General features: G+C 67.5%; 24 protein-coding genes. 8 read left to right on the plus strand and 16 right to left on the minus strand.

The window, feature by feature from the left end; genetic code table 11:
• Window positions 1-121 precede the first annotated feature (121 nt).
• A complete protein-coding gene (locus tag SAOR_RS10960; protein ID WP_123589989.1) occupies window positions 122-316 on the plus strand; it encodes a hypothetical protein in 195 nt (64 codons plus the stop codon).
• Entirely contained in the window at window positions 309-1841 is a 1533-nt protein-coding gene (locus tag SAOR_RS10965; RefSeq protein ID WP_123589968.1) for a sodium:solute symporter family protein, read from the plus strand. Before SAOR_RS10960 ends, SAOR_RS10965 begins: the two co-directional genes overlap by 8 nt.
• A gap of 281 nt (window positions 1842-2122) precedes the next feature.
• Here SAOR_RS10965 and SAOR_RS10970 read toward each other — a convergent pair whose 3' ends face one another.
• From SAOR_RS10970 to SAOR_RS10980, 3 genes are read right to left on the minus strand one after another with little or no spacing between them, the layout of a single operon-like run.
• A complete protein-coding gene (locus SAOR_RS10970; RefSeq protein WP_123589988.1) occupies window positions 2123-2740 on the minus strand; it encodes an Isoquinoline 1-oxidoreductase subunit in 618 nt (205 codons plus the stop codon).
• A 14-nt stretch (window positions 2741-2754) separates the two neighbouring features.
• On the minus strand, window positions 2755-4950 hold the full coding sequence (locus tag SAOR_RS10975) for a xanthine dehydrogenase family protein molybdopterin-binding subunit (protein WP_123631459.1): 2196 nt from the start codon (window positions 4948-4950) through the stop codon (window positions 2755-2757).
• Window positions 4951-4953: 3 nt separating this feature from the next.
• Window positions 4954-5409, minus strand: coding sequence for a (2Fe-2S)-binding protein (locus tag SAOR_RS10980; protein ID WP_123589966.1), 456 nt, complete (start codon window positions 5407-5409; stop codon window positions 4954-4956).
• A 185-nt stretch (window positions 5410-5594) separates the two neighbouring features.
• On the opposite strand from SAOR_RS10980, the gene SAOR_RS10985 reads away from it, so the two are divergent.
• Entirely contained in the window at window positions 5595-6311 is a 717-nt protein-coding gene (locus tag SAOR_RS10985; RefSeq protein WP_123589965.1) for a M15 family metallopeptidase, read from the plus strand.
• Window positions 6312-6401: 90 nt separating this feature from the next.
• On the opposite strand, the gene recQ is transcribed toward SAOR_RS10985, so the two are convergent.
• The 3 genes from recQ to SAOR_RS11000 all read right to left on the minus strand — a co-directional run bounded on the left by recQ (window position 6402) and on the right by SAOR_RS11000 (window position 11388).
• Complete coding sequence (recQ, locus tag SAOR_RS10990; RefSeq protein ID WP_123631460.1) at window positions 6402-8204, minus strand: DNA helicase RecQ; 1803 nt, start codon at window positions 8202-8204, stop codon at window positions 6402-6404.
• 5 nt (window positions 8205-8209) lie between these two features.
• A complete protein-coding gene (gene trhA / locus SAOR_RS10995) occupies window positions 8210-8905 on the minus strand; it encodes a PAQR family membrane homeostasis protein TrhA (protein ID WP_245965448.1) in 696 nt (231 codons plus the stop codon).
• 227 nt (window positions 8906-9132) lie between these two features.
• A complete protein-coding gene (locus tag SAOR_RS11000) occupies window positions 9133-11388 on the minus strand; it encodes an acyl-CoA dehydrogenase (RefSeq protein ID WP_123631461.1) in 2256 nt (751 codons plus the stop codon).
• A gap of 284 nt (window positions 11389-11672) precedes the next feature.
• On the opposite strand from SAOR_RS11000, the gene SAOR_RS11005 reads away from it, so the two are divergent.
• On the plus strand, window positions 11673-12359 hold the full coding sequence (locus tag SAOR_RS11005; RefSeq protein ID WP_123589962.1) for a TetR/AcrR family transcriptional regulator: 687 nt from the start codon (window positions 11673-11675) through the stop codon (window positions 12357-12359).
• 25 nt (window positions 12360-12384) lie between these two features.
• Here SAOR_RS11005 and SAOR_RS11010 read toward each other — a convergent pair whose 3' ends face one another.
• The 10 genes from SAOR_RS11010 to fabD form a co-directional block, all read right to left on the minus strand.
• Window positions 12385-12753, minus strand: coding sequence for a PilZ domain-containing protein (locus SAOR_RS11010; protein WP_123631462.1), 369 nt, complete (start codon window positions 12751-12753; stop codon window positions 12385-12387).
• A gap of 2 nt (window positions 12754-12755) precedes the next feature.
• Window positions 12756-13733, minus strand: coding sequence for a DNA polymerase III subunit delta' (gene holB, locus SAOR_RS11015; RefSeq protein ID WP_123631463.1), 978 nt, complete (start codon window positions 13731-13733; stop codon window positions 12756-12758).
• Window positions 13730-14368 carry a dTMP kinase gene (tmk, locus tag SAOR_RS11020; RefSeq protein WP_123631464.1) on the minus strand — a complete coding sequence of 213 codons (639 nt, stop codon included), beginning with the start codon at window positions 14366-14368 and terminating at the stop codon, window positions 13730-13732. The genes holB and tmk overlap by 4 nt, the downstream gene beginning before the upstream one ends.
• Window positions 14365-15372 (minus strand): endolytic transglycosylase MltG, encoded by a 1008-nt coding sequence (mltG, locus tag SAOR_RS11025; RefSeq protein WP_245965449.1) that lies wholly within the window; start codon window positions 15370-15372, stop codon window positions 14365-14367. The genes tmk and mltG overlap by 4 nt, the downstream gene beginning before the upstream one ends.
• Window positions 15369-16223, minus strand: a complete 855-nt coding sequence (gene pabC / locus SAOR_RS11030; RefSeq protein ID WP_123631465.1) for an aminodeoxychorismate lyase — start codon at window positions 16221-16223, stop codon at window positions 15369-15371. The genes mltG and pabC overlap by 4 nt, the downstream gene beginning before the upstream one ends.
• Window positions 16216-17577: an aminodeoxychorismate synthase component I gene (locus SAOR_RS11035; RefSeq protein ID WP_221179962.1), complete on the minus strand. Its 1362-nt coding sequence runs from the start codon at window positions 17575-17577 to the stop codon at window positions 16216-16218. The genes pabC and SAOR_RS11035 overlap by 8 nt, the downstream gene beginning before the upstream one ends.
• 35 nt (window positions 17578-17612) lie before the next feature.
• Window positions 17613-18854, minus strand: a complete 1242-nt coding sequence (fabF, locus tag SAOR_RS11040; RefSeq protein ID WP_123631466.1) for a beta-ketoacyl-ACP synthase II — start codon at window positions 18852-18854, stop codon at window positions 17613-17615.
• Window positions 18855-18938: 84 nt separating this feature from the next.
• Complete coding sequence (acpP, locus tag SAOR_RS11045; RefSeq protein ID WP_006912784.1) at window positions 18939-19178, minus strand: acyl carrier protein; 240 nt, start codon at window positions 19176-19178, stop codon at window positions 18939-18941.
• 101 nt (window positions 19179-19279) lie between these two features.
• A complete protein-coding gene (fabG, locus tag SAOR_RS11050; RefSeq protein WP_123631467.1) occupies window positions 19280-20035 on the minus strand; it encodes a 3-oxoacyl-ACP reductase FabG in 756 nt (251 codons plus the stop codon).
• A 37-nt stretch (window positions 20036-20072) separates the two neighbouring features.
• The gene (gene fabD, locus SAOR_RS11055) at window positions 20073-21038 is read right to left on the minus strand and encodes an ACP S-malonyltransferase (protein WP_123631468.1); all 966 of its coding nucleotides are present in this window, start codon (window positions 21036-21038) and stop codon (window positions 20073-20075) included.
• A gap of 115 nt (window positions 21039-21153) precedes the next feature.
• Between fabD and SAOR_RS11060 the strand changes: the two genes are divergently transcribed.
• From SAOR_RS11060 to acnA, 4 genes are all read left to right on the plus strand, one after another.
• Window positions 21154-21600 carry an NUDIX hydrolase gene (locus tag SAOR_RS11060; protein WP_184947261.1) on the plus strand — a complete coding sequence of 149 codons (447 nt, stop codon included), beginning with the start codon at window positions 21154-21156 and terminating at the stop codon, window positions 21598-21600.
• Window positions 21597-22739, plus strand: coding sequence for a tRNA 2-thiouridine(34) synthase MnmA (gene mnmA, locus SAOR_RS11065; protein WP_123631469.1), 1143 nt, complete (start codon window positions 21597-21599; stop codon window positions 22737-22739). Before SAOR_RS11060 ends, mnmA begins: the two co-directional genes overlap by 4 nt.
• Window positions 22736-23365 carry a lysogenization protein HflD gene (locus SAOR_RS11070; RefSeq protein ID WP_123631470.1) on the plus strand — a complete coding sequence of 210 codons (630 nt, stop codon included), beginning with the start codon at window positions 22736-22738 and terminating at the stop codon, window positions 23363-23365. The genes mnmA and SAOR_RS11070 overlap by 4 nt, the downstream gene beginning before the upstream one ends.
• 128 nt (window positions 23366-23493) lie before the next feature.
• A complete protein-coding gene (gene acnA, locus SAOR_RS11075) occupies window positions 23494-26241 on the plus strand; it encodes an aconitate hydratase AcnA (protein WP_123631471.1) in 2748 nt (915 codons plus the stop codon).
• Window positions 26242-26584: the final 343 nt, after the last annotated feature.

Here is a 26584-nt window from a genome sequence, read left to right on the forward strand (position 1 = left end):
TGATACGGCCGTCAAGCGCGCTACCCGATAGGGGTATTGCCGCAGCTGTCCGGCAAGGCAGTTGCTCGCTTGCCGTGCCTGTAAGGTAGAGGCGCGGAGCATGCAACGGACGAGGAGCGCCATGCGAACAAGCCGCTGGGTCTGGGCCGTCTGGGCACTGGTCGTCGTTGCCTTTGTATTGCCCTACGGGCCGCTTCGCGACGTTCATGCGTGGTACGGCAGTTTTCTGGTCTGGACGCTTATTGGGATAGCCGTGTTAGCCGTCAACGTATTGATCACGCGCGATTTTAACGACGATCGAGAACTCCATGAGTAGTGGCCTGATCTGGCTCGCCATCGGCCTCTATCTACTGATCGCGCTCGTGACCGCCTGGGCCGCGCGCTCGGGTGCGGCCAGCGATATGAGCGCATATTTTCTGGGCGGTCGTCGCATGGGCGGTATAGTCTCCGCGCTCAGCTACAGTGCAACCACCTACAGCGCATTCATGCTGGTCGGTCTGGCCGGACTGACCTACGCCGGCGGCATCGGCGCATTCGGTTTCGAGATCGTTTATTTCGCCGGTGTGTCGCTGATTTCCGTATTCGGGCCGCGTTTCTGGGCGGTCGGGCGACGCTACGGCTTCGTCACGCCCAGCGAGATGCTGGGCTACCGGTATCAAAGCCGGGCGGTGTCGGTGGTGGTCACGCTCACCAGCTGCCTGTTTCTCATCCCCTACGCCGCAGTGCAGCTTGCGGGCGTGGGCTATCTCCTATCCGGCATGACCGATGGCGCGATTTCGTTTACCACCGGTACGGTGGTCGCGACCACGCTGGCAGTGGTGTTCACCTGGATTTCGGGCATCCGTTCGGTGATGTGGACCGACGCGCTGCAGGCAGCGTTCATGATCGTGGCGGCAACGCTGGTCGCGATCGTCGTCGTCGAAGCTCTCGGCGGATTCGGCGCGCTGTTTGCCTCGCTGGCGCGCGATCATCCCGAAATGCTGGCAGTGCCCGGCAACGGCCGGTTCACGCTGTTGACTTTTATCGGTCTGACCATGCCGTGGTTCTTCTTCAGTTTGTCGAATCCGCAGGTCAGCCAGCGGCTGTTCATGCCGGCCTCGCTGACTGCCATGCGACGCCTGATTCTGGGTTTCATGGTTTTCGGTCTGATTTACACACTGGTTGCAGTGATCTGGGGCTTGGCCGCGGTTGTGGCGTTTCCGGGGCTGGCCAACGCGGATCAGGCTACCCCGACGCTGCTGGCCTCGGACTACGTGCCGCCGGTGCTGGGCGTGATCGTGATGGTCGGCATTCTTGCCGCTGCAGTGTCGACCATCGACTCGATCATGCTGACGCTGTCCGCGATGCTGGCGCGCGACGTGTACGCCAACCGCCGAATCACCGTTTCCGAGAGCGCCCAGCTCAAGGTCGGTCAGCGGGTCATCCCGGTTATCGCGCTGGCCGCTTTCCTGTTTGCCGAACTTCAGCTTGATCTGATCGTGATTCTCTCGGTTGCGGCCTCAAGCGGGCTGGTGGTGGTCGTGCCCGCCATCATCGGCGCGTTTTTCTGGCGCCGCGGCACGGCTGCCGGGGTGCTCGCGAGTATGATAATCACCGGTCTCGGTGTGCTCGTCAGCGAACTCAGCGGCGTCGATTTTTTCGGTCTGCCCTCCGGGGTCTGGGGGCTGCCCATGAGCACCCTTATCTTTGTCGGCGTCAGCCTGGCGACGCGGGCGCCGACGAGCGTCACCGAGGCGTTCATGGCCTGCGCTAACGGGGACCAATCGACGCTTCCTGATTTCGACAGAGACGGCTGCCCCAGCGCTTGGCGCCGGTCAGACAACTCGACGCAAGCGCGTTAAGTTCACCTGAACACCAGAGTGATCCATCTGTTCATCAGCCACGATAGCGAGCGCGTCATCAGCCTTGAGCAAAGCGGAGTGCGATTTAAGAAACTGAACGGCCGCTTTGGGGCCGATAGCCGACTCAGGCACAGGGCGACAGCCAATGGTCGGCGGTAAGACTAAACCTCGTTGTCGGCGATCTATTTCGTCAAAAACGACGACGTTCTTGCTGGTGCGCAAACCCCAGGCTACGCCGCTCAAAAAGCGACTACTTTGAACGACTAAAAATCAACCTGTATTCATTCCGCGGGACAATGGGCCCCGGAATGCGCCCAGGCGGCGAACAGCTCGCCGAACTTCTCCTGCGTGCCGGGCACCGGCGTGCGGTCGCCGCCCGGGTTCCAGCCCCAGCCGACCAGGCTGTCTTCGGCCATGTGATGGATCAGTTCGTCCATGTCCATGCCGCCGTTGCGGTCCTGGTCCTTGATCTGGGTGCAGATCTCGGCGAGTGACTTGCCGTACCAGGCCATCGAGCGCGGTGCGAGATGCCAGTTCGGGTTGCCGGGCACGCCGTTGCCGGCCGAGTCGACGTTCTCGGGCTGGTGGCAGGTGCTGCAGACCATGCCCGGCGCGCCGTGGTTGTCGGGCCCGCGTACGACCGGCGGTTCGTGCGGGCGCATGTCCATGCCCTGGCGCGGGGTGTCGGATACCGGGTGGCAATTCACGCAGCGCGGATGCTGGATGACCTTGCCGGCCTCCTTGAACATGGCGCGGGAGCGTTCGGTTTCGTCTTCGATGTGCTCGAACGCCTCCGGGCCCTTGAGCTGCTGATCGGCGTCGATTTCGGTGGCCTGGGCGTTGCCCAGCAGAGCGACACCGAGCACGGCGGCGAGACTGGCGGTTCGGACGATATTCACGACGGCCGGCATCCTCATGAGATTTTCACGAACGGGAGATCACGGATGGCGTCGCCGGTGAGCCGGCGCCATGCGTTGGCGAGCGCGGGGGCGATGGGCGGCACGCCGGGCTCGCCCACGCCGGTCGGGTCTTCGTCCGACGTGACGATGGTCACCTCGACGTCCGGCATCTCGTGGATACGCAGCGACCGGTAGCGGTCGAAGTTCGCCTGAGCGACGCGACCGCCCTCTTCCAGCGTGATCTCGTTGTAGAGCGCGGCCCCCAGGCCGAAGCCGATGCCGCCTTCCATCTGCGCGCGGATGACGTTGGGATTGACGGCCACGCCGCAGTCCACCGCGCACCAGACCTTGTGTACTTTCGGCGTTCGGTCCTCGTTCTGTGACACCTCGGCGATCTGCGCCACGTAGCTGCCGAACGACTTGTGCACGGCCACGCCACGAGCGCGGCCCGATTCGGACGCGTCCAGCCCGCCGGCGAGATCGGCGACGGCCTTCAGCACGCCGGCGTGGCGCGGATGCTCGCCGAGCATGGCCAGCCGGCCCTCGACCGGACCCTTGCCGGCCATCTCCAGCAGTTCGTCGACGAAGGTCTCGGTGGAGTAAGCGGTATGCGTATGGCCGACCGAGCGCCACCAGAGGATGGGCACGCCGGCCTCGCCGTCGTGCAGGGTGACGCGGAAGTTCGGGATGCCGTAGGGCAGATCCTCCGCGCCCTCCACCGACGACGGGTCGATGCCGTCCTTGATCATCGCGGCGAAGGCGCTGCCGCTGAATATGGACTGGCCGACGATGGTCTGGTCCCAGAGCGCGACGTTGCCGTCGGCGTCGACGCCGCCGGACAGCCGGTGCACGTTCAGCGGCCGGTACCAGCCGCCCTGGATATCATCCTCCCGCGTCCAGACGAGCTTGAGCGGCCGGGACTTGGCATGTGCTTTTGCGACATGGGCGGCCTCGGCGGCGAAGGGGCTGCCGGGTTGGGCGCGACGGCCGAAGCTGCCGCCGGCATACATGGTATGGATGCTGACCTGCGCGGGTTTCACCCCGAGGATTTCCGCCATCGTGCCCTGGTCGCCGGTCTGCAGCTGCGAGCCGAACCAGCTTTCGACCGCGCCGTCCTTCGCATGGATGACGCAGTCCAGCGTTTCCATCGGCGCATGGGCGAGATAGGGAAAGCTGTATTCCGCTGTCAGCGTTTTGGCCAAGCCGTCGCCGCCCTGCTCGGGCTTGCCGCGGCTCGCGGCCTTCCTGCCGGGTTGTTGCGCGCGCTGGCGATACGCGTCGGTGATTTCGCGGGTCGAGCGGGTTTCGGCCCTGGCCGTGTCCCAGCTCACCTTCAACGCGCGCCGACCCTGCAGGGCCGACCAGGTGTCCTGTGCGTAGACGGCGATGCCGGTCGGAATCGGCTGCACATCGACAACCCCCGGGGTGGATTTCGCCGCGCTCGCATCGACCGACTTCATCGTCGCACCGAACTGCGGCGGATGCGCGACCACGACCGTGAGCATGTCGTCGTGGTGCAGATCCTGCGTGAACAGCGCTTCGCCGTTGGTCTTGATGTTCGTGTCGAGCTTCGGCACGTCGGTGCCGATCAGCCGGAAGTCGCCGGCTTTCTTGAGGGCCACATCCTCCGGCGGATCGAGCTTGGCCGCGGCTTCCGCGAACTCGCCGAAGCCGGCGGACTTGTCACTGCCGGCATGGCTGATCCGGCCCTTGTCGACGCTGATCTCGCCGACCGGGACCGACCACTGCTCGGCGGCGGCCTGTACGAGCATGACCCGCGCGGTCGCGCCCGCCTTGCGCATCTGCATGTAGGAGTTGGCGATCGCGGTCGAGCCGCCCGTGCCCTGCATGCCGAAGGCGAAGTTCTTGTAGAGCTCGGCGTTGGCCGGCGCGCTGGCCGCGCGCATCTGCGACCAGTCGGCGTCGAGCTCCTCGGCGACCAGCGTGGACAGGCCGGTGAACGGGCCCTGGCCGAACTCGATGTGCTTGATGAGAACGGTCACGGTGTCGTCGGGGGCGATGCGCACGAACGCATTGGGCGCGAAGCCGGCAGCGTCCGAGGCGATCAAAGAGGAATTCGCCGCCTGCGTGTCCATGGTCGCGGCGCGCCCGCGGCCCGGCAGCGCCATGGCGATGACCAGCCCGGCGCTGCCCCACGCCGCGCTGCGCAGGAAATCGCGCCGACTCAGGGATGTCGTTGTCACGCTCATGACTTACGCCTCCAGTGTGTCGGCGGCGTCGCGCACGGCCTGGCGGATGCGCACATAGGTGGCACAGCGGCAGATGTTGCCGGCCAGAGCGTTGTCGATGTCGGTATCGCTGGGCGCGGGCTTTTCCTTGAGCAGCGCGGTCGCGGTCATCACCTGGCCGGACTGGCAGAAACCGCACTGCGGCACGTCGATCGCCCGCCAGGCCGTCTGGATCGCCTCGAACTCGGCGCCGTCCATGCCTTCGATCGTGGTGATGTCGTGTCCGGCCGCGAACTTGAGCGGTGTGACGCAGGAACGCTTGGGCTGACCGTCGACCATGACCGTGCAGGCGCCGCACTGGGCGACGCCGCAGCCGTACTTCGTGCCGGTCAGCTTGAGTCGATCGCGGATCGCCCAGAGCAGTGGCATGTCGTCCGGCGCGTCGATCTCGTGTGACGACCCGTTGACGGTGATCTTCATGTGCGGCAGCCCCCAATTGCTTGTATAGCCCAAATGTACCGTGTCGTGCGCGAAGCGCAACCCCGGGAATGCGGATCATTCTTTTTGCGAGCGGCTATCATTTGTACTCGAATCTCAACCGCTTGGCGGGTCGGCTCGATTATCCTGTCGGGTCGAAACCGGCTTCAGGGAAAACTTCTTAATTCATGTCGATCGATCGCCCCATTCCATCGCAGCCGCTGCCGGACACGCCGCGAATACGCACGCTCGCCATCGAGGACAACGGTGAGCCGCTGGTGCCCGCCAGCCTGGCGCCGGATCGGATTCTGGCGCGGCCGCGCTATCACCTCGAGGGGTTGCCGGGTGCGCTCCCGGAGTGTTTCGTGCGAACGGGCGTCTGGACGCGGCTCCTGGCTGCCGCCGAAGCGTTGCCGCGCGGGTATCGGCTCGTTCTGTTCGACACCTGGCGGCCGGCCGATCTGCAGCGCTGGCTGTTCGAGCGCTTCGTCGACGAGTGCGAACAGGCCGACGCGCCCCGGGGCCGGGCGGAGTCGTTCGTGTCGCGGCCGATGGCGGACAGCCAGGCCAGCCCGCCGTATCACCTGACCGGCGGCGCCGTGGATCTTTCGGTCGCGGACGCGCACGGCCGCCTGCTCGACATGGGCACCGACTTCGACACCATGACCGAAGCCTCGCACACCCGGGCCTTCGAAGAGGCTCGGCCGGCTGACGCCCGCCAGCGCAACGTCCGCGCCAACCGACGCCTGCTCTATCACGCCATGATCGATGCCGGCTTCGTCAATCTGCCGAGCGAGTGGTGGCACTACGACTACGGCGACCAGCTCTGGGCCTGGACGCGCGACGCGCCGCACGCGATCTACGGTGCGACCCGGCCGACGTTCCGTTGGGGCACGCTGCCCTAGCCGATCGCCGAGAGCGCCCGTGGGGCGGCCAAGGTCACCGTTCCTCGATGTATCGGCCTCTGGCTGCGCGGGCGATGAGGTCCGGCGCGCTCACCCCGTGTGTTCGGCGATCACGTCCACGAACGCGCGCCCGTAGGCATCGCGCTTCTTCTCGCCGATGCCCGGCACGTCGGCCAGCTGGCGCACGTCGGTGGGCCGCCGCGCGAGCATCTCCCGCAGCGTGGCATCGTGGAATATGACGTAGGGCGGGACGTCCTGTTCACGCGCCAGTTCCATGCGCAGGCTGCGCAGCGCCTCCCACAGCGGTTCGTCCTCGAGCTCGATCGGCGGGAGCTCCTTCTTGAGACGGGTCCGGGTTCGGGCCGCGCTGCGATCGACCCGCAGGGCGAGTTCCTCCTCGCCCTTGAGCAGCGGCCGGCAGCCCGCGCCCAGTGCCAGTCCGCCGTAGCCCTGATTCACACGCAGATAGCCCAGGGCGATGAGCTGGCGCAGGATCGAGCGCCAGGTCTTGGTCTCCAGATCGGTGCCCACGCCGAAGGTCGAGAGTCGGTCGTGGCCGAGTTCGGTCGCCCGTTCGCTGGCCGCGCCGCGCAGATGATCGACGATATAGCCGGTGCCGAAACGCTGGCCGGTGCGATAGACCGCCGACAGGGCCATCCGCGCGTAGCGGGTCGCGTCGTAGGTTTCGGGCGGGTTGAGGCAGGTGTCGCAGTTGCCGCAGGCGGTGTCGGTCTCCTCGCCGAAATAGGCCAGCAGGTGCACCCGGCGGCAGCTCGCCAGCTCACAGTAGGCGAGCATGCCGTCGAGCTTGTGTCGCTCGACGCGCTTGCGCTCTTCGGCGGCCGCGCCCTGTTCGATCATCCGGCGGCGCTGGATGACGTCGTTCAGGCCGTAGAGCATCCAGGCGTCGGCCGGTTCGCCGTCGCGGCCCGCGCGGCCGGTCTCCTGATAATAGGCTTCCATGCTCGCGGGCAGATCCATATGCGCGACGAAGCGCACGTCCGGCTTGTCGATGCCCATGCCGAAGGCGACCGTCGCGCAGATGATCACGCCCTCCTCCCGCAGAAAACGGGCCTGATGGGTCTGGCGCAACGTGGCCGGCAGACCCGCGTGATAGGCCAGTGCCGTCTTGCCGCGCGCGGTCAGCCATTCCGCGGTCTCCTCGACCTTGCGGCGGGAGAGACAGTAGACGATGCCGGCGTCGTCGGAATGCTCGCGCTCGATGAAGTCGAGCAGCTGTTGTCTTGCGCTGCCGCGCTCGGCCACGCGGTACTGGATGTTGGGCCGATCGAAGCTGTGCAGGAAGACCGGCGCGTTCTCTAGCCGCAGGCGTTCGATGATCTCGTCCCGCGTGGGCAGATCGGCGGTGGCCGTGAGTGCCACCCGCGGCACGTTCGGGAAGCGCTCGGCCAGCGCGGCCAGCTGTCGGTACTCGGGCCGGAAGTCGTGGCCCCACTGGGATACGCAGTGGGCTTCGTCGATGGCGAACAGGGCGATCCGGCACTCGCCGATCAGCTCGAGCGTGCGCGGCTGCATCAGCCGTTCCGGGGCGATGTAGACGAGGTCCAGCGCGCCGGTGCGCATGCCCTGCTCGATCTCGGCCTGCGCGCCCGGTTCCAGGGTCGAGTTGAGAAAGGCCGCGCGCACGCCGAGCTGTTCGAGCGCGGCCACCTGGTCGGACATGAGTGCGATCAGCGGCGAGACGATCACTGCCACGCCGTCGCGCACCAGGGCCGGAATCTGGTAGCACAGCGACTTGCCGCCGCCCGTGGGCATGAGCACCAGCGCGTCGTGACCGGCGCAGATGTGATCGATGATCTCGGCCTGGCGCCCGCGGAAGACGTCGAAGCCGAAGACCGACTCGAGAACGGATTGCGGCGTTGTCGCGTCCACCGGGCCTACTGCACGAGCGCGGCGGCCGAGGGCGCCAGCGGGATGACGTAGAACAGCACGGCGAAGAAGTGGCAGACGCTGCCGCCGATGACGAACAGATGCCAGATGGCGTGGTTGTACGGCAGCCGATCCCAGGCATAGAAGGCCACGCCCACCGTGTAGGACAGCCCGCCGGCCACCAGCAGCCAGAGCCCGCCCGAGGCCACGCTGTCGATGACCGGCTTGATGACGAGCACCACCGTCCAGCCCATCGCCACATAGAAGGCCGTGGACAGGTACTTGATCTCGTTGAGCCGCGTGAGCTTGATCAGCACCCCGCCGATGGCCAGCGCCCAGATCGCCACGAACAGACCCCAGCCCCAGGGGCCGCGCAGATTGACCAGCGTGAACGGCGTGTAGGTTCCGGCGATCAGAAAATAGATCGCCAGATGGTCGAACACCTTGAGTACTCGTTTGGGCCCGGGCGGCGCGATGGCGTGATAGAGCGTGGAGCTGAGATGGCTGAGGATGAGGGTGGCGCCGAATATGCTGACGCTGACCACATGCCAGACATCGCCGTGGAGCGCGGCGTAGACCACCATCAGCACCAGCCCGGTCACCGACAGCGCGGTACCGATGCCCGAGGTGATGGCGTTGGCGATCTCCTCGCCGAGGGTGTAGCCGCTGCTGTTGACGCGCGGCGGTTCTGCGACGCTGTTCATGGCGCGCATTCTGCCATGGCAGCCATCGCACTGCCGCCCGTCCGCGACGCGCCTGTGGCGCGCGTGCGCTCGGCCGATCGCGACGCCCGAACCGGCAGGCACCGACCGGCCGTTCTGGCTTGCCCACGCGGACGCTGGCGGCGCCCGGTCACGACGCTCGAGGCGGGCCGGTGGCCCGCAGATACGCCGGCGCCGCCCGAGGACGGCGCCGGCGTGCCGCCTCGGCGCTACTCGTTCGCGGCCCGGGGCATCGGCGCCTGCGTCTCCTCTCCGCCCTGTGTATCGCGGTAGTAGTCCTCGGCCGGGAACACGTCGACCTGGATGGCCTCTGCGCGGGCGGCCTCCGCGGCGCGCACTTGTTCGGCTTCGTCGGCGGTGATGATGCCGGCCTCGACCGCGGGCTCGAGTGCCTCGACGAGTCCGGCCGCCTCGATCCGGCGCTTGTGCAGGGCCTTGCGGACCTTGAACGTCGGCTCCTGGGCTTCACTGACGCACTTCCAGGCGTGCAGCAGGCGACCCATGCCGGGTTCGTCGGCCCGCGGCCGGCCGAGTCCGGCGAGTGCTACGCGCTCGTACTGCTCGCCCGGGGTCTGGATGGCGGCGGCCGCGGCGCGGTCCATGCGGTCGCTCGGGCCGGTGGACAACGGGTTGATGCGCAGCCAGAACCGGCCCGGATACCGCATCAGCCAGCCCAGCACCGGCACGTCGAAGTTGGCATAGATGCCCTCGAAGGCCTGCTGCACCTGATGCAGACTGTAGTGCAGCGCCCAGTGCACGATCGGCAGGTCCTCCTTTCTCGCGCCTTCGGCTTCGAAGCGACGCAGCGTGGTCAGGCCGAACAGCATCCACGACAGCGCGTCGGCGAAACGCCCGGAGAGCTTGCCGCGCTGCTTGAGCTTGCCGCCGATGAGGAACATGGCCAGATCGGTCAGGAAGGCGAACCGCGACGCGGCCCAGCCGAGCTTGCGAAAGTACTGTGCGGTCTCGCCGGCCACCGGGCTCTTGACCGTGCGTCCGCGGGTGAGGCCGCGCACGAGGCCGCGGAAGAAATTGGCCGTGGAATGGCCCAGCCAGCCAACGATGGCGCTGCGGAAGGCGCTGACATCGTCGGCCTCGATCGCGTTGAGCGTCTTCAGCGCATAGGGGTGGCAGCGCACCGCCCCCTGCCCGAAAATGATCAGCGTCCGGGTCAGGATGTTCGCGCCTTCCACGGTGATGCTCACCGGCGCGCCTGTGTAGGCCCCGCCGAGGATGTTGTTCGGCCCCTGCATGACGCCGGCACCGGCCATCACGTCCATGCCGTCGATGGCCAGCTGCTGTCCGATCTCGGTCGTCTGCTGCTTGAGGATGGCCGAGATCACGGGCGGATGATGACCGGCATCGACGCCCGCACACACGTACACGCGCGCCGACTCCATGGTGTAGGCCAGCGCGGAGAGACGCGCCACCCGGGCTTCGACGCCTTCCATGCGGCCGACCGGAATCCCGAACTGCTCCCGAACCATGCTGTAGGGGCCGGTCGCGGCCGCGCTCAGCTTGGCCGAAGCCACGCCGCTGGCCGGCAGCGACACCGCGCGGCCGCCCGACAACTGCTCCATGAGCATGCGCCAGCCCTGGCCCGCGTTGTCGGGCCCGCCGATGATGGCGCTGGCCGGCGCGACCACGTCCGTGCCGATGATCGGGCCGTTGTCGAAGGCCGAGATCGGCAGGTGATGATCGCCGAGCGTGAGGCCCTTCATGCCCTTTTCCAGCAGGATGACGCTGATGCCGGGATGCTCGCCCTTGCCGAGCAGGTTGTCAGGATCGTGCAGGTTGAACGCCAGGCTGACCAGATTGGCCACCGGTGCGAGCGTGATGTAGCGCTTGGCGAAGTTCAGCCGGATCTGGGGCTCGCCGTCCGCGCCGGCGAAGACCACGCCCTCGGCGCGGATCGAGGCCGCGTCCGATCCCGCAGTGGGTTCGGTGAGGCCGAAACAGGGCACGTATTCGCCCCGCGCCAGGCCCGGCAGGTAGTGATTTTTCTGCGCCTCGGTGCCGTAGGCGATCAGCAGTTCCGCCGCGCCGAGGGTATTGGGAATGACGATGAGCGTGCCCACCGGTCCCAGGCCGGAGGTCTTCATCATCACCGCGCTGCGTCCCAGTACGGAGAAGCCGGAACCACCGTACGCCTTCGGAATGATCAGCCCGAAAAAGCCCTGCTCGCGCAGGAACGACCAGATCTCCTCGGGAACCCGCCGGGTCTCGTGCAGCTGCCAGGCGTCCACGCGATGCAGCAGCTCCTCCACGGGGCCGTCGAGAAACGCCTGCTCTTCGGCGGGCAGGCTCGGGTAATCCGCGGCCATCATGGCCGAAAAATCCGGATTACCGCTGAAGAACTCGCCGTCGACCCAGACCGAACCGGCCTCGAGCGCGTGCCGCTCCGTGTCCGAAATCTTCGGCAGGAGACGGGCGTCGTTGATCTTTTTCAAAAGCGTGGCAAACATGTCGACTCCGGTTGCTGGCGGGCTGAGCTCGGCGATCGCGGCGATCAAATATCGCATCGCGCGTCCGTCGACTCAGTTGACGAGGCCTCTGACTATACGCCGCCGTATTGACGGCGACAAAGGTATTTTCGATTATCAAAAACGAGGATGGCGTCGCTGGAATATGGCACGACGCGCGCACGACTCGGATTGTGCGCAATTTGTCGGAAGGATTACCGAAACTTGGGCCGGGGACGGCAGGTTGCTAAAGTTACCGATGCATGGCGCGGTAATGGAGGTTACTGTTGATCGACCGGTACCCGAGAACGACCGAGGAACGCGAGCGCGCGCTCGCCCAGCTGGACCCGGCGACGCGCGGACGTATCGAGGCCGCGGCGCTGGAGCTGTTCTCCGAGCGCGAGTTCCACCGCGTCAAGCTCATAAACATCGCGCGCGATGCGCGTATCAGCCTGCAGACGCTGTACAAGTACTACGGCAGCAAGGAGACCGTGCTGTTCGCCAGTCTGGATACCTGGCTGGGTGATCTGGCCGGCCGGATGATCGATCACCTCAAGGGCATCGAGAATTTTCAGGACCGGCTGCGCAAGGTGTTCTGGGTGCTGCTCGACTACTTCGAGCGCAATCCGAAGGTCGCGCAGATCATACTCAGTTCGGTCTATCTCAATACCTGGCGCGACGACGACACCTTCCGGCAGCCTGCGCTCATGTCGGTATTTCTGGGCGTGATTCGCGAGGGTCGCGAGCGTGGCATCCTCACCGACGAAGTCGACGAGGTCGAGATCTCGGACTTCATCTGGGGCGTGGCCAATCGTGCGGTGGCGATGTGGTTGATGCGCGGCCGCAAGCGCCCGCTGGCCGACCGGGCGCCCGTGCTTTTCGGCATGCTCTGGCGTGCGATCGCCAGCGAATCGGTGCTCGCCGGGCAGCTCCGCGACGGTGAGCAGGGCCTGAAGCTCTCCGCGATCGGCTAGCGAACGCGCGCCGCTGGGCGCCGGCTCAGAGTGTGTGCGTCGGCCGGTCGGACTCGAGCATGCCCGCGAGCAGCGTCTCGATTCGACGCTGGTTTGCGCCGTTGTCCTGATTCGAGAACTGGATGCCGACACCCGGCGGACGCTGCATGCCGCCGCCACTCGGGGTGAGCCAGATCACCCGGCCGGCGATGGGCAGCCGTTCGTTGTGCTCCATGAGATGCAGCAAGAGGAAGACATCGCTGCCCAGATCGTAGCGGGTATTGCCCAGCGCCTGGGCCGACACGAACAACCCGCCGTTGCTGACAAAGGGCATGTAGGCGGCATACAGCGCCGCCCGGTCCGGGACGTCGAGGCGCACGATGCCGGACTGGCTGGCGACGGTGGGTTCGCTCATCATCATCGAGTGCGGCGGACGGCCTCGCTCAGGTGCAACAGCAACGACTCTATCACCAGACGCCAGTCCGCGTTTGTATGCGCCAGCCGTGCGGTCTCGGCGACCCGGGCGCACCAGCGCTGCAGCGCCGCGGGCTCGAGCCGCGCCCCGGCGCGGGCCAGCGGCGCCGGCAGCTCGGCATCCGCGCCCTGGCCCAGCGACGCGGTGAGCAATGCGCCGGAACGGCGATAGAGCCAGTCGAGCCAGAGATCGGCGGGATCGGCCGCGGCGCGCTCGGCGACCTCGACGGCGTCGGCGCGCGCGGCGAGCAGTTCGGCCAGGTCCGCATCCCAGGCCGCCTCGAGGCGGTCGTAATCCCGCGATTGACGGGTGTGCACGGCCAGCGGCGTACGCAGACTGTCACTGTCCAGACCCTCCGCGGCGATGCCCTGGGCGCTCAGCCAGGCCCGGGCCTCGGCCGGCGCCGGTGGCGGCACGCGCCAGAGCTGGCAGCGGCTGCGGATGGTGGGCATGACCGCCGACACGCGATCGGTGATCAGCACGATGTGGCAGCCGGCGGGCGGCTCCTCCAGCGTCTTGAGCAGGCTGTTGGCGGCGCTGGCCGACAGGGCTTCGGCGGGCTCGATCCAGCCCAGGCGGCCGGTATCGTACTGCGAGGTCAACTGCAGCCGCTCGGCGAAGGCGCGCACCGCCTCGACCTTGATCAGGCGGCCCGTCTCCTCGGGCACGAGTTGCGACAGATCGGGATGGGTGCCGGCCTTGTATTGGTGACAGGCGCCGCAGCGGTCGCAGGCATCGCCGTCGGCGGTGCGGTCGCGACACAGCAGCGCACGCACGGTGCGTTCGGCGAACGCCCGCTTGCCCACGCCCGGCGGGCCGCAGAAAAGCAATCCGTGGCCGACATGGCCGTCGGCGATGGCGCGGCTCATATGCGCCCAAAGGCCCGCCTGCCAGGGCAGCGCATCCCGGGCCGCCGTCATGCCGGCCAGGCCGCGATGGCGGCCTCGATCCGGGCACGGACGGTCGCCGGCGGCTGCGCGGCGTCGATCACGTGATAGCGTGCCGGATCGGCGGCGGCCCGCGTGCGGTAGGCGGCCCGGACACGTTCGTGGAAGGCCACCGTCTCGCGGTCGAAGCGATTGCCCTCGCCGCGTCGCCCGGCGCGGGCCAGCCCGTCGGTGACGGGCAGATCGAACAGCAGCACGTGGTCGGGGCGGCGGTCGTTCTGGACGAGCTGCTCGAGGGTGGCCACGGCGTCGTCGCCGAGCTGCCGCGCCGCGCCCTGATAGGCGTAGCTGGCGTCGGTGAAGCGATCGCAGACGACCCAGGTGCCGCGTGCCAGGGCCGGCTCGATGACCTGTTCGAGGTGGGCCGCGCGGGCCGCGAACATCAGCAGCAGTTCGCTCATCGCCGGCATCGGCACGTCATATTCGTTCATCAACACGCCACGCACGGCCTCGCCGAGTGCCGTGCCGCCGGGCTCGCGAGTGACCACCACCTCGTGGCCGCGCGCGCGCAGCGTCTCGGCCACGTGCGGGATCTGGCTGCTCTTGCCGGCGCCCTCGCCGCCCTCGAGCGTGACGAAACGCCCCGGCGATCGCGTTTCATCGCTCATGAGCCGCGCTGATACTTCTGTACCGCTCGATTATGCTCGGCGAGCGTATCCGAGAACACGTGGCTGCCGTCGCCGCGCGAGACGAAGTACAGCGATGTCCCTTCGGCCGGATTCAGCGCCGCCCGGACCGCCGCGCGCGACGGCGTGGCGATGGGCGTCGGCGGCAGGCCGCTGCGGGTGTAAGTGTTGTACGGGGTGTCGCGTCGAAGGTCCGAGCGGCGGATGTTGCCGTCGTAGTCCTCGATGCCGTAGATCACCGTCGGATCGGTCTGCAGACGCATACCCTTCTCGAGGCGACGCGAGAATACGCCCGCGATGCGACGACGCTCCGCCGGAACGGCGGTCTCCTTTTCGATGATCGAGGCCAGGATCAGCGCTTCATAGGGCGTGTCGACCATGGCATCGTCGGCACGCTCGGCCCAGGCCTGTTCGAGAAAGGTGGCCATCGCCGCGTAGGCGCGCTCCAGAAACGCGAGGTCGGTCATCCCGCGCGGGAACAGATAGGTATCGGGCATGAAACGGCCTTCGGGCGCCTCGTCCGGATGGCCGAGCGCGGCCATGACCTCGGCATCGGACTTGCCGGCGAGCGTGTGCTTCAGCGCGTCGTTATCGGCCAGGCGCCGGCGGATATCCGAAAAGCGGCGCCCCTCCACCAGCGTCAGGCGGTACTGACGCGTGTTGCCGGAGACCAGCAGTGCCACGACATGGGCCGGCGTCTGCCCGGCCGGCACCACGTATTCGCCGCTCTTGATGCGGTGGGCCTGGTCGGTGGCGCGGGCATAGAGCGACAGATAGCGCACGTCGCGCGGTTTGGCGATCACGCCCTCGTCGGCGAGCCGACCAGCGATCGCGCGAAAGCTCATGCCCGGATCCACCGCGATGAGTTTGCCCTGCTCGTTCGGCAGCGGGTTGAAGAAGAAGCGCGCGGCATCGACTGCGAGCGCGATCGCGCCCACCAGCAGAAGCAGCATCGCCAGCCCGACCATTCGCTTGAACACCGTCATTCGCCCGTACTGTCGCCGGTCAGGGGCACCGGCTTTTCGTCCGTCTCGATGAGCCTACGACAATCCGCCGCCGCGGAGGTGCTGTCACGCGGCTGCAGGTCGCCCATCCGTGTGACCGCCACCACCCCGCCGACGCTGTTGCAGGCGATGACCGCGTGCACGCCTGCCATGTCATCCATGCCGATCTCGGTCTCGATCACCGGCGTGCCCGCGATTTGCAGGGCATGCATCAGTCGCGCGCGGGTCGCCCCGGCCACGCCCGCACGGCTCAGCCGCGGGGTGAGCCAGCGGCCGGTCTCGTCGCGAAAGAGCAGATTGCGCATGGTGGTCGCCACGATCGAACCGTCGGCCGTGCACAGGTAGGCGTCGGCCAGCCCGCGTCGCGCGCATTCGGCCCGGGCGAGCACCTGTTCGAGCCGGTTGAGATGCTTGACGCCGCCCAGTCGCGGCTGCTCGCCCAGCACCAGGTCCGCGCGTTCGAGCTCGAGCGGCGCCGGTGTGTCGCCGGCATGGGGCGGCAACGCGTGTCGCGAGACGATGCGCCGGCTGCCGCGGTCGGGCGGCGCATAGCCGCGCCCGCCGCTGCCGCGCGTGATCATAATCTTAAGCACGCCGCTGCCGCCGTCAACGAACAGCCGCGCGGCGTCGGCCCTCAGCGTGCGTGGGTCCGGGCGATCCAGCTCGAGCGCATCGCAGTCGTGCGCCAGCCGGCTCATGTGCGCCTGCCAGGCGACGACGGCGCCGGACTCGACGCGGAGGGTGCGGAAGATACCGTCGCCGTACGCCAGGCCGCGATCGTCGGTCGGCAGCGTTGTGTTCGGCGTCCCGTCGACGAGGCAGGCGTCACCCATACGGCACCCCGTCGGCGTCGCGAAAGCTGCGCAGCACGCCACGGGCCTTGATCCGCGTTTCCTCAAGCTCCTGCTCGGGAACCGAGTCGGCCACGATGCCGGCCCCCGTGCGCAGGGTCAGCTCGCGTTCGCGCATCGACAGCGAGCGGATCACGATGTTCGTGTCGAGCCGGCCGCAGCGGCTGAGGTAGCCGAAGGCGCCGGTGTAGGCGCCCCGCCCCTCTCCTTCCAGTTCGGCGATGATCTCCATGCAGCGCACCTTCGGGCAGCCGGTGATCGTGCCGCCGGGGAACACGGCCCGCAGCACCGCGCCCGGGCCAACGCCGGCACGCATGCGCCCGCGGATGTTCGACACGATATGGTGCACGTGGGCGTAGGATTCGGCGACCATGAGTTCGTCGACCCGGATCGAACCCGGCTCGCAGACGCGGCCGAGATCGTTGCGCTCCAGATCGATGAGCATGACGTGCTCCGCCCGCTCCTTGGGATGATCCAGCAGCTCGCGGGTCATGAGGTCGTCGCTGCCGGGCGTCCGCGGCCTCGTGCCCGCGATCGGCCGCGTCTGGGCGACGCCGTCGTCGACCAGCAGCAGGCGCTCGGGCGAGGAGCACGCCAGCGCTTCGCCCCGCCACTGGATCAGTCCCGAGAACGGCGCCGGGTTCGCCGCCCGCAGCGCCGCCTGGACGGTCGCCGGCGCGCTCGGCTGTCTCAGCCGGCCGTGCCAGGCCCGCGACAGATTGGCCTGAAAGATATCGCCGGCATGGATGTAGTCGCGCGCCGCAGCGACCTGGGCGATATAGGCCGCGGGATCGGCTTCCTGCCAGTCGGCCGCGAGGGTGTCGGCCGCTGGTGCCGGTCGGTCCGCGGCCGCGTCCAGATCGGCCTGCATGGCCGCAATGCAGTCGCCGTGGCCGGGCTCGGCCAGCAGATGCAGGCGGTCATCGCGGCGATCGCGCAGGATCGCCGCCGGGCAGCGCACCGCGAAGGCGTCCGGCAGCGCCGACACCGGGCTGGGCGGCAGCGACAACCGCGGTTCCACCGTGGCCGCGGTCTCATAGCCGAGATACACGAACCAGCCCCCGATGAATGGCAGGCCCGGCACGCCGTCGCTGTGCTCCGCCGCCAGGGCGACGTCGAGGGCCGCGAAGAAATCGCCGTCGCTGTCGTCGGCCGTAATCGTCTCGCCGGGAAAGGCGAGCAGCAGGTCGAAGCGGCTCTGAGCGGCCGCGCCGGCACTGCTCTCCAGCAGAAAGGGATAGCGTGACGGTCGGGCCGCGGCCAGCGCGAGCAGATCGCAGGCCGCATCCGCGGAGCGAATCCGATGGTGGAGCGTGGCCGTGGTCGTCGTATCCACGGGGCGGTCGCCGGCGCTGCCGTGCGACGCCCCGCTCAATCGACGCGCTTGAAGATCAGCGAACCGTTGGTGCCACCGAAGCCGAACGAATTGGACAGGACCGCGGAGATCGGCATCGAACGCGCCTCGTGGGGCACGTAGTCGAGCGAGCAGCCCTCATCCGGCGTGTCGAGATTGATCGTCGGCGGCGCCACCTGGTCGCGGATCGCCAGAAGAGTGAAGATGGCCTCCGCGGAACCCGCGGCGCCGAGCATGTGACCGGTCATCGACTTGGTCGAGCTCACGGCCGCCTTCTTCGCCGCCGGCCCGAGGACCGCCTCGATGGCCTGGCTCTCGGAGACGTCGCCGGCCTGTGTCGAGGTGCCGTGGGCGTTGACGTACTGGATCTCGTCCGGGTTCATCTCGGCGTCGGCCAGCGCATTGCTCATGCACTGGCGGGCGCCATGACCGCTGGGCATGGTGATGTGATGGGCGTCGCCCGACATGCCGAAACCGGCGAGCTCGCCGTAGATCGTCGCGCCCCGCGCCCGCGCCGACTCGTATTCCTCGAGGAACACGACGCCCGCGCCGTCGGAGAGAACGAAGCCGTCCCGATCGACGTCCCAGGGGCGGCTCGCTGCCGCCGGATCGTCGTTGCGCGTCGACAGTGCCCGGGCCGAACAGAAACCGGCGAGGCCCACCGGATTGACGGCCATCTCGCAGCCGCCCGCGACCATCGCGTCGGCGTCGCCCGCCGCGATCATGCGGCCGGCCAGGCCGATGTTGTGCACACCGGTCGTGCACGCCGACACGGCCGCGATGTTCGGGCCGTTGAGGCGGAGCTGGATCGAGATCTGCCCCGCCGCCATGTTGGCGATGCTGCTCGGAATGAAGAAGGGCGAGACCTTCTTCGGGTTGTAGTCGGCCTCGTGGAAGCCGACACAGGTCTTCAGGATCGTCCCGATGCCGCCGATACCGGAGCCGACGGCCACGCCGACCCGGTCGTTGACCTCGTCATCGAGCTCGTAACCGCTGTCGAGCGTGGCCTGGACCGCCGCCGCCACGCCGTAGTGCACGAAGGGATCGAAGCGCTTGGCTTCCTTGGCCGACATGTACCGGGTGACGTCGAAATTCCGGATCGGCCCGCCGAAGCGGGTCGGATAACCCGACACGTCGAAGGTGTCGATGTCGGTGATACCGCTGCGTCCGGCGAGAATGCCCTCCCAGGTCGATGCGACATCGAGCCCCAGTGGAGAGATCATTCCCAGTCCGGTCACCACTACGCGACGCTGTCTCAACGGCGCCCCCTATTGCTGCAGTCGCCGCTGTTCGCGGCGGGATCTGCTGGCCGACCTCGACGGTGGCCGACAGCGTGGAAAGACTCAGCCCTCGGCGTGCGACTTGATGTAGTCGACCGCGTCCTTGACGTTGACGATCTTCTCGGCTTCCTCGTCCGGGATGTCGATCTCGAATTCCTCTTCGAGGGCCATCACGAGCTCGACGGTGTCCAGCGAATCCGCGCCCAGATCATCGACGAACGACGCCTCCGAGGTCACCTGATCTTCGCTGACGGACAGCTGTTCGGCAATGATCTTCTGTACTCGTTCTTCGACGCTACTCATCGGGTTCTCTCCTGTTGAATATGGTTTACGCGAATCGAGCGCGCATTCGCCTAGCGAGGCGCGCGCCATTCTAGGGAAAAAGGGTGGATGTCGCCAGAAACTCAGGCCCCCATGTACAGCCCGCCGTTCACCGACAGCGTTTCGCCGGTAATATACGCTGCGGCGGGCGATACGAGAAAGGCCACGCTCTCGGCGATGTCGTCGACGCCGCCCAGCCGCTGCAGCGGGATTTGCTCCAGCATCGCGCTGCGGGTGTTGTCGTCGAGCTCGCGGGTCATGTCGGTCTCGATGAAACCGGGGGCGATGGCGTTGACCGTGATCTGGCGCGACCCGACCTCGCGTGCCAGCGAGCGGGTGAAGCCCAGCAGCCCGGCCTTCGCGGCGCTGTAATTGGTCTGTCCGGCGTTGCCCATCAGACCCACGACCGAGGCCACGTTGACGATACGCCCGCCCTTGGCCTTCATCATGCCGCGCAGGACCGCCTTGGACACCCGGAACACGCCGGTCAGGTTCGCGTCGATCACGTCCTGCCAGTCGGCCTCGCCCATGCGCATGAGCAGCGTGTCGCGCGTGATCGCGGCGTTGTTGACCACGATCGTCGGCGCGCCGAACTCGCTGCCGATCGCCTTGATCACGGCCGTGACCTCGTCACCGTCGGTGACGTCGAGTCGGCGCCCCGCCCCGCCGGCGGCGTTCTGTTTCAGGCGCTCGTCGATGCGCGCCGCGCCGTCGTCGCTGGTGGCCGTGCCGATGACGATGGCGCCGGCCGCGGCGAGCCGGTCGGCGATGGCCGCGCCGATGCCGCGCGAGGCGCCCGTGACCAGGGCCACCTGGCCGGAGAGGCTGTGCATGGTCATGTCAGTTCGTTCTCGCGGTGCTGCTGGATCTTGTTCGTTATTCGTCGTCTTCGCCGGCGGTGGCGTCGAGCGCCTGCCGGAAGCTGTCGATATCCGACAATGGCAGCGTCTGGGCCGTCTTGTCGATGCGCTTGTTCAGGCCGGTGAGCACGCGGCCCGGGCCGCATTCGAGAAACAGCGCGCAGCGGGCGTTGCGCATCGCACGGATCGTGTCGGTCCAGAGCACGGACTGGGCCAGCTGCGCGACCAGCGCCTTGCGGATGCCGTCGACGTCCTCGCGCGGTTGCGCATCGACGTTGTGCAGCACGGTCAGCTTCGGCTCGCGCAGCGGCGTCTCCAGCAGATGCGATTGCAGCCGTTCGGCCGCCGGCTTCATCAGCGCGCAGTGCGACGGCACGCTCACGGTCAATGGCTTGACCATCTTCGCGCCCTTGTCCTTGGCGATGCGGCCGGCGGTGGCGATTGCCTCGGCGTCGCCGGCGATGACCACCTGCAGCGGGGCGTTGAAGTTGGCCGCCGCGGCGGTAAGGCCGTCCGCGGCGTGTTCGGCCTCGGCCTCGGCGCAGGCCTGTCGCACCGCGTCGTCCTCGAGGCCGATGATCGCGGCCATGGCGCCCTCGTCGGGGCCGACGGCGCTCTGCATCGCCTGGCCGCGCAGGCGGGTCAGGCGCAGCGCGTCGCTGAAGTCCAGCGCCTGGGCGGCCACCAGCGCGGCGTACTCGCCGAGGCTGTGTCCGGCGAGAAACTCCGGGGTCGCGCCGCCGCTCTCGCGCCAGGCGCGCCAGGTCGCCACGCCCGCGGCGACCAGCGCCGGCTGGGTGTACTCGGTCTGGTCCAGCCTGTCCGCCGGACCCTCGTTGATGAGGGCGGCCATGTCGTAGCCCAGCACGTCGCTGGCTTCGGTGAAGGTGTCGCCCACGACCGGATGATGCTCGGCCAGCTGGGCGAGCATGCCGACCGATTGGGCGCCCTGGCCCGGAAACAGCATCGCAAAACGCGACATACAAACCGTCATCAGCAAACGAAGCCGGCATCATACCCACCCGCTGTCGCCTTGGCCACGTGAAAAGGCGCTTTGCTAGACTTCACCGCGATTGTCTCGCCTTGTGGAGGCCGATGTGGTCCACGCCGAACTCACCGTGGCGGCGGTCGTCGTGCGCGACGAACGTTATCTCGTGGTCGAGGAGTACGCCCGCGGCGCACGCGTGATCAACCAGCCGGCCGGCCACGTCGAGCCGGGCGAGACCATCGTCGACGCCGTCATCCGCGAAACCCGCGAGGAAACGGCCTGGGGCTTCACCCCGACCGGTCTCGTCGGCATGTATTACTGGCCCCACGAAGACGGCCGCACAACGCTTCGTTTCGCCTTCTGCGGCACGGTCGGCGATCATGCGCCGGAGCAGCCGCTGGATGAGGGCATCGTCGCCGCTCATTGGCTGTCAGCGAGCGATCTCGCCGCCCGCGAGAACCTCCGCAGCCCCCTCGTGCTGCGGGCGATCGAGGACTTCGGCAGCCAGCCGCCGCTGCCGCTCGAACGCGTGCGCCATATTCGGGCCGACGCATGACCGCCTGCGTCGAGGGCGATGTGGCCGACACGCGGGTCGTGGTCGGTCTGTCCGGCGGTGTGGATTCGGCGGTGACCGCGCTGCGCCTGGTCGAGGCCGGCTATCAGGTCGAAGGCCTGTTCATGTTCAACTGGAGCGAGGACGAGGCCGGCCGCTGTCAGGCGGCGGACGACTTCGACGACGCGGCAGCCGTCTGCGATGTGCTGGATATTCCGTTGCACCGCGCGGATTTCTCACACGAGTACAAGACGCGGGTGTTCCGGTATTTCCTGGACAGCTACGCCGCCGGGCGCACCCCCAATCCGGACGTCCTCTGCAACCGCGAGATCAAGTTCGACGCATTTCTGCACCACGCCCGGCGGCTGGGAGCCGACTGGATCGCCACAGGCCACTACGCGCGGCTGGTGCACGACGAGCGCGGCACGCGACTGCTGCGCGGCGCCGACCCGGCCAAGGATCAGTCCTATTTCCTGGCGGCGGTGCCCATGGCCGCGCTGGAACGCACGCTGTTCCCGCTCGGCGATCTGCCCAAGACCGATGTGCGGGCCATGGCCCGGCGCGCCGGGCTGCCCGTGCACGACAAGCCCGACAGCACCGGCGTGTGTTTCATCGGCGAACGCGATTTCGAGGGCTTTCTGCGCCAGTATCTGTCCGGGCGCGCCGGTCCGGTGCGCGTCGCGGGCGGCCCGCTGGCCGGTCGTGTCATCGGCGAGCACGCCGGGCTGATCTACTACACCATCGGTCAGCGTCGCGGCCTCGGACTCGGCGGGGTCCCCGGCGCAGCCCAGGCGCCCTGGTACGTCGCCGACAAGGATCTCGGCAGCGACACGCTCTGGGTCACCCAGGATGCGGCGCATCCCGCCCTGATGGAGACCCGGCTGACAACCGCCGCTCCGCACTGGCTCGGTCCCGCGCCGGCACTGCCGCTGCGCTGCGCCGCCCAGGTGCGCTATCGCCAGCGGGCGATCGCCTGCCGCGTGACTGCACAAGATAGCGGACTGGCCGTACAATTCGACCATCCGCCCCGTGCCATAGCGCCCGGCCAGTACGCTGTTTTCTACGACGGCGATCACTGTCTGGGCAGTGCGGAGATCGTCACCGCCGGCGCGCCGGCGCCGCTGCAGAGCGCGACCGCATGAATGCATCCGCCGACCATCCGCTGCGCGACCAGGCCCTGGCCCTGGCCGGTGTGGCTCAGTTCGCCCGCTATGCGCACGAGCTCGGCGCCGAGGGTCGTGACGCGCCGGAGCGCCTCGAGCGGGCCAAGCGCGCGATCTTCTGCACCGATCCGGACACGACGATGGACGTGTTCGGCGACCTGTCGAACCTTGGCGACGGCATTGCCTATCTGCGCACCCAGCTCTCCGGCGGCAAGCCGGATCAGCAGGCCGCGACGATCGCGCGCTACATCGGCCAGCTGCTGCGTCTGTCCGGCAATCTGATGAAGGACGAGGCGGCGATGTCGCGCATCCGGGGTGCCATCGACCGCGCGCGTCTCGCCGAGCCCGCCGACGTCCCCGCGATTCTGGATGACGCCTACCGCGACAGCGTCAGCCCGATCAAACCGCGCATCATGCTGCACGGTCATCCGACCTATCTGGGCAACGATGCCATCCAGGCGCGGGCCCGCACGCAGCTGCTGGCCGCGGTGCGCTGTGCGATTTTGTGGCGACAGTGCGGTGGCGGCTTTCTCAGCCTGTTCTTCCGTCGCAAGGCTCTGCTGGCCGCGCTCGAGCGGATCGGGCCGCAGGACGTTGCCCGCTGACACGATTGTGCACGCCTGCCTCACCCTGCAGGCGATGCGGCAAAAAGCTATACTACGCGGCGTTTTCAGCATGTGGCGGTCGCCGCCACGCCGGCTTTCACCGAGTGTCTTTCAGGAGAACAAAACGTATGACGGACAGTTTCAGTACACGCTCGCAGTTCACCGCAGGCGACCGCAGTTTTGACTACTTCAGCCTGAAAAAGCTCGAGGAACAGTACCCGAGCGTCGCGAAGCTGCCCTACGCGCAGAAGATCCTGCTGGAGAATCTGCTGCGCCACGAGGACGGGTCCAACGTCACCGCCGACGACATCAAGGCGATGGCCAACTGGGACGCCAAGGCCGAGCCGGACACCGAGATCGCCTTCACCCCGGCCCGGGTCGTGCTGCAGGACTTCACCGGCGTACCGGCGATCGTCGATCTGGCCGCCATGCGTGATGCGATGGCCAACCTCGGCGGCAGCGCGGACAAGATCAACCCGCTCTCGCCCGCGGAACTGGTCATCGACCACTCCGTGATGGTCGACGAGTACGGCAGCGACAAGGCCTTCGATCTGAACGCCAAGCTCGAATTCAACCGCAACAAGGAGCGCTATGCGTTCCTGCGCTGGGGTCAGGGCGCGTTCGACAACTTCAAGGTCGTGCCGCCGGATACCGGCATCGTCCATCAGGTCAACCTGGAATATCTGGCCCGCGTGGTCTTCGGCAATGAAGACACCAATCTGGCCTATCCGGACACGCTGGTCGGCACCGACAGCCACACCACCATGATCAACGGTGTGGGCGTGCTCGGCTGGGGCGTGGGCGGCATCGAGGCTGAAGCGGCGATGCTCGGCCAGCCGATCACCATGCTCATTCCGCAGGTCGTGGGCTTCAAGCTCACCGGCAAGCTGGCCGAGGGCTGCACCGCCACCGATCTGGTGCTCACCGTGACCGAAATGCTGCGCGCCAAGGGCGTGGTCGGCAAGTTCGTGGAGTTCTTCGGCGACGGCCTGGCCGACCTCCCGCTGGCCGATCGCGCGACCATCGCCAACATGGCGCCGGAATACGGCGCGACCTGCGGCATCTTCCCGGTCGACGGCGAAACCATCCGCTACATGGAACTCACCGGCCGCCCGGCCGAGCAGCTCGAGCTGGTCGAGGCCTATGCCAAGGCTCAGGGCCTGTGGCGCGAGGAAGGCGAGCCCGAGGCGGACTACACCGACGTGCTGGAACTGGACCTGTCCACCGTGCAGCCGTCGCTTGCCGGGCCGAAGCGCCCGCAGGACCGTGTCCTGCTCACCGACATGCAGAAGACCTATCGCCGCGAAGTCGAGCCCTTCATGAAGGCGCGCGCGGAGAAGGCCGACCCGCAAGACAAGAGCATGGCCGAGGCCAAGCAGCAGAGCGAAGCGGGCCTGGCCTCCGACTCCATCGGCGGGGCGACGCACGCGCCGGTGTCCTACAAGGAGGCCGAGTTCGACCTGCACGACGGCTCGGTCGTGATCGCCGCGATCACCTCCTGCACCAACACCTCGAATCCGGCGGTCATGATCGGCGCCGGCCTGCTCGCGCGTAACGCGATCGAGAAGGGCCTGCAGGTCAAGCCCTGGGTCAAGACCTCGCTGGCGCCGGGCTCCAAGGTCGTCACCGAGTATCTCGAGAAGGCCGGTCTCGACGACGACCTGGACAATCTCGGGTTCCAGCTCGTCGGTTATGGCTGCACCACCTGCATCGGCAACTCCGGCCCGCTGCCGGAGCCGATCGGCCAGGCCGTGCGCGAGCACGACCTCAACGTCGCCTCGGTATTGTCGGGCAATCGCAACTTCGAAGGCCGCGTGCACGGCGACGTGCGCATGAACTTCCTGGCCAGCCCACCGCTGGTCGTGGCCTATGCGCTCGCCGGCACGATCGATATCGATCTGACCAGTGATCCGATCGGCCAAGACGCCAACGGCAACGATGTCTATCTCAAGGATCTCTGGCCGTCGCAGAAGGAGATCTACGACACTATCGGCACTTCTCTGAACTCGGAGATGTTCAAGGACAGCTACGGCGACGTGTTCGCAGGCGACTCCCGCTGGAAGGGCCTGGACGTACCCGAGGGCGAGATCTTCGACTGGGACGACACCAGCACCTACGTGCAGAATCCGCCCTACTTCGAAGGCATGTCGGTCGACGTGGACGAGATCCCGACCATCCAAGGCGCGCGCTGTCTCGCCCTGCTGGGTGACTCGATCACGACCGATCATATCTCGCCGGCCGGCGCGATCACCCAGGACTCGCCCGCCGGGCAGTATCTGCAGGAGAAAGGCGTCAAGCCGTCGGACTTCAACAGCTACGGCTCGCGCCGCGGCAACCACGAAGTGATGATGCGCGGCACCTTCGCCAACGTGCGGCTGCGCAACCTGCTGGCGCCCGGCACCGAGGGCGGCTGGACCCGGCACCAGCCCTCCGGCGACGAGATGTTCATCTACGACGCCGCGATGCAGTACAAGGACGAAGGCACCCCGCTGGTCGTGCTTGCCGGCAAGGAATACGGCACCGGCTCCTCGCGCGACTGGGCGGCCAAGGGCACGCTGCTGCTGGGCGTGAAGACCGTGATCGCGCAGTCCTTCGAGCGTATCCACCGCTCGAATCTGGTCGGCATGGGCGTGTTGCCGCTCCAGTTCGCCGAAGGCGAAAGCGCCGATGTCCTGGGCCTGGATGGCACCGAGACCTTCGATATCGAAGGTCTGTCGGCGGGCGCCAAGAGCGTAACGGTCAAGGCGACGAAGGAGAGTGGCGAGACCACCGAATTTGAAGCCCGTGTCCGTATCGACACGCCCAAGGAATGGGACTACTACCAGAACGGCGGCATTCTGCACTACGTGCTGCGTCAGCTGGCCACCGCGGCCTGATAACGAACGTCAACGGTTGGTGATAAAGCCCCGCCTCGGCGGGGCTTTTTTATATCGAGCGCGCAGGCACGCGGTGCGGCTCGGCTCCCGTTCGCATCGACTTATCGTGCGCCGAGGGCACTGGATGGCTTCGCCGGGACGCCCGACGCCGTGCGGATGGCGACGCGGTCATTAGCTGTATTACGCAACGACATTGACAGTCGGACCGGCGGCGGCTAGATTGTGCAATGCGTCATCCGAAGCGGCGCCCCATTCTTCCGCTCGCCGATGCGCCGTGAATCCGGCGTTGACGGGCCAACCGTAAAAGGTAGACGCTCGCATCGGCCCAGCTTGAGTGTCACTA

It is taken from the genome of Salinisphaera orenii subsp. orenii MK-B5 (assembly GCF_003788635.1).
GTDB lineage: Bacteria > Pseudomonadota > Gammaproteobacteria > Nevskiales > Salinisphaeraceae > Salinisphaera > Salinisphaera orenii.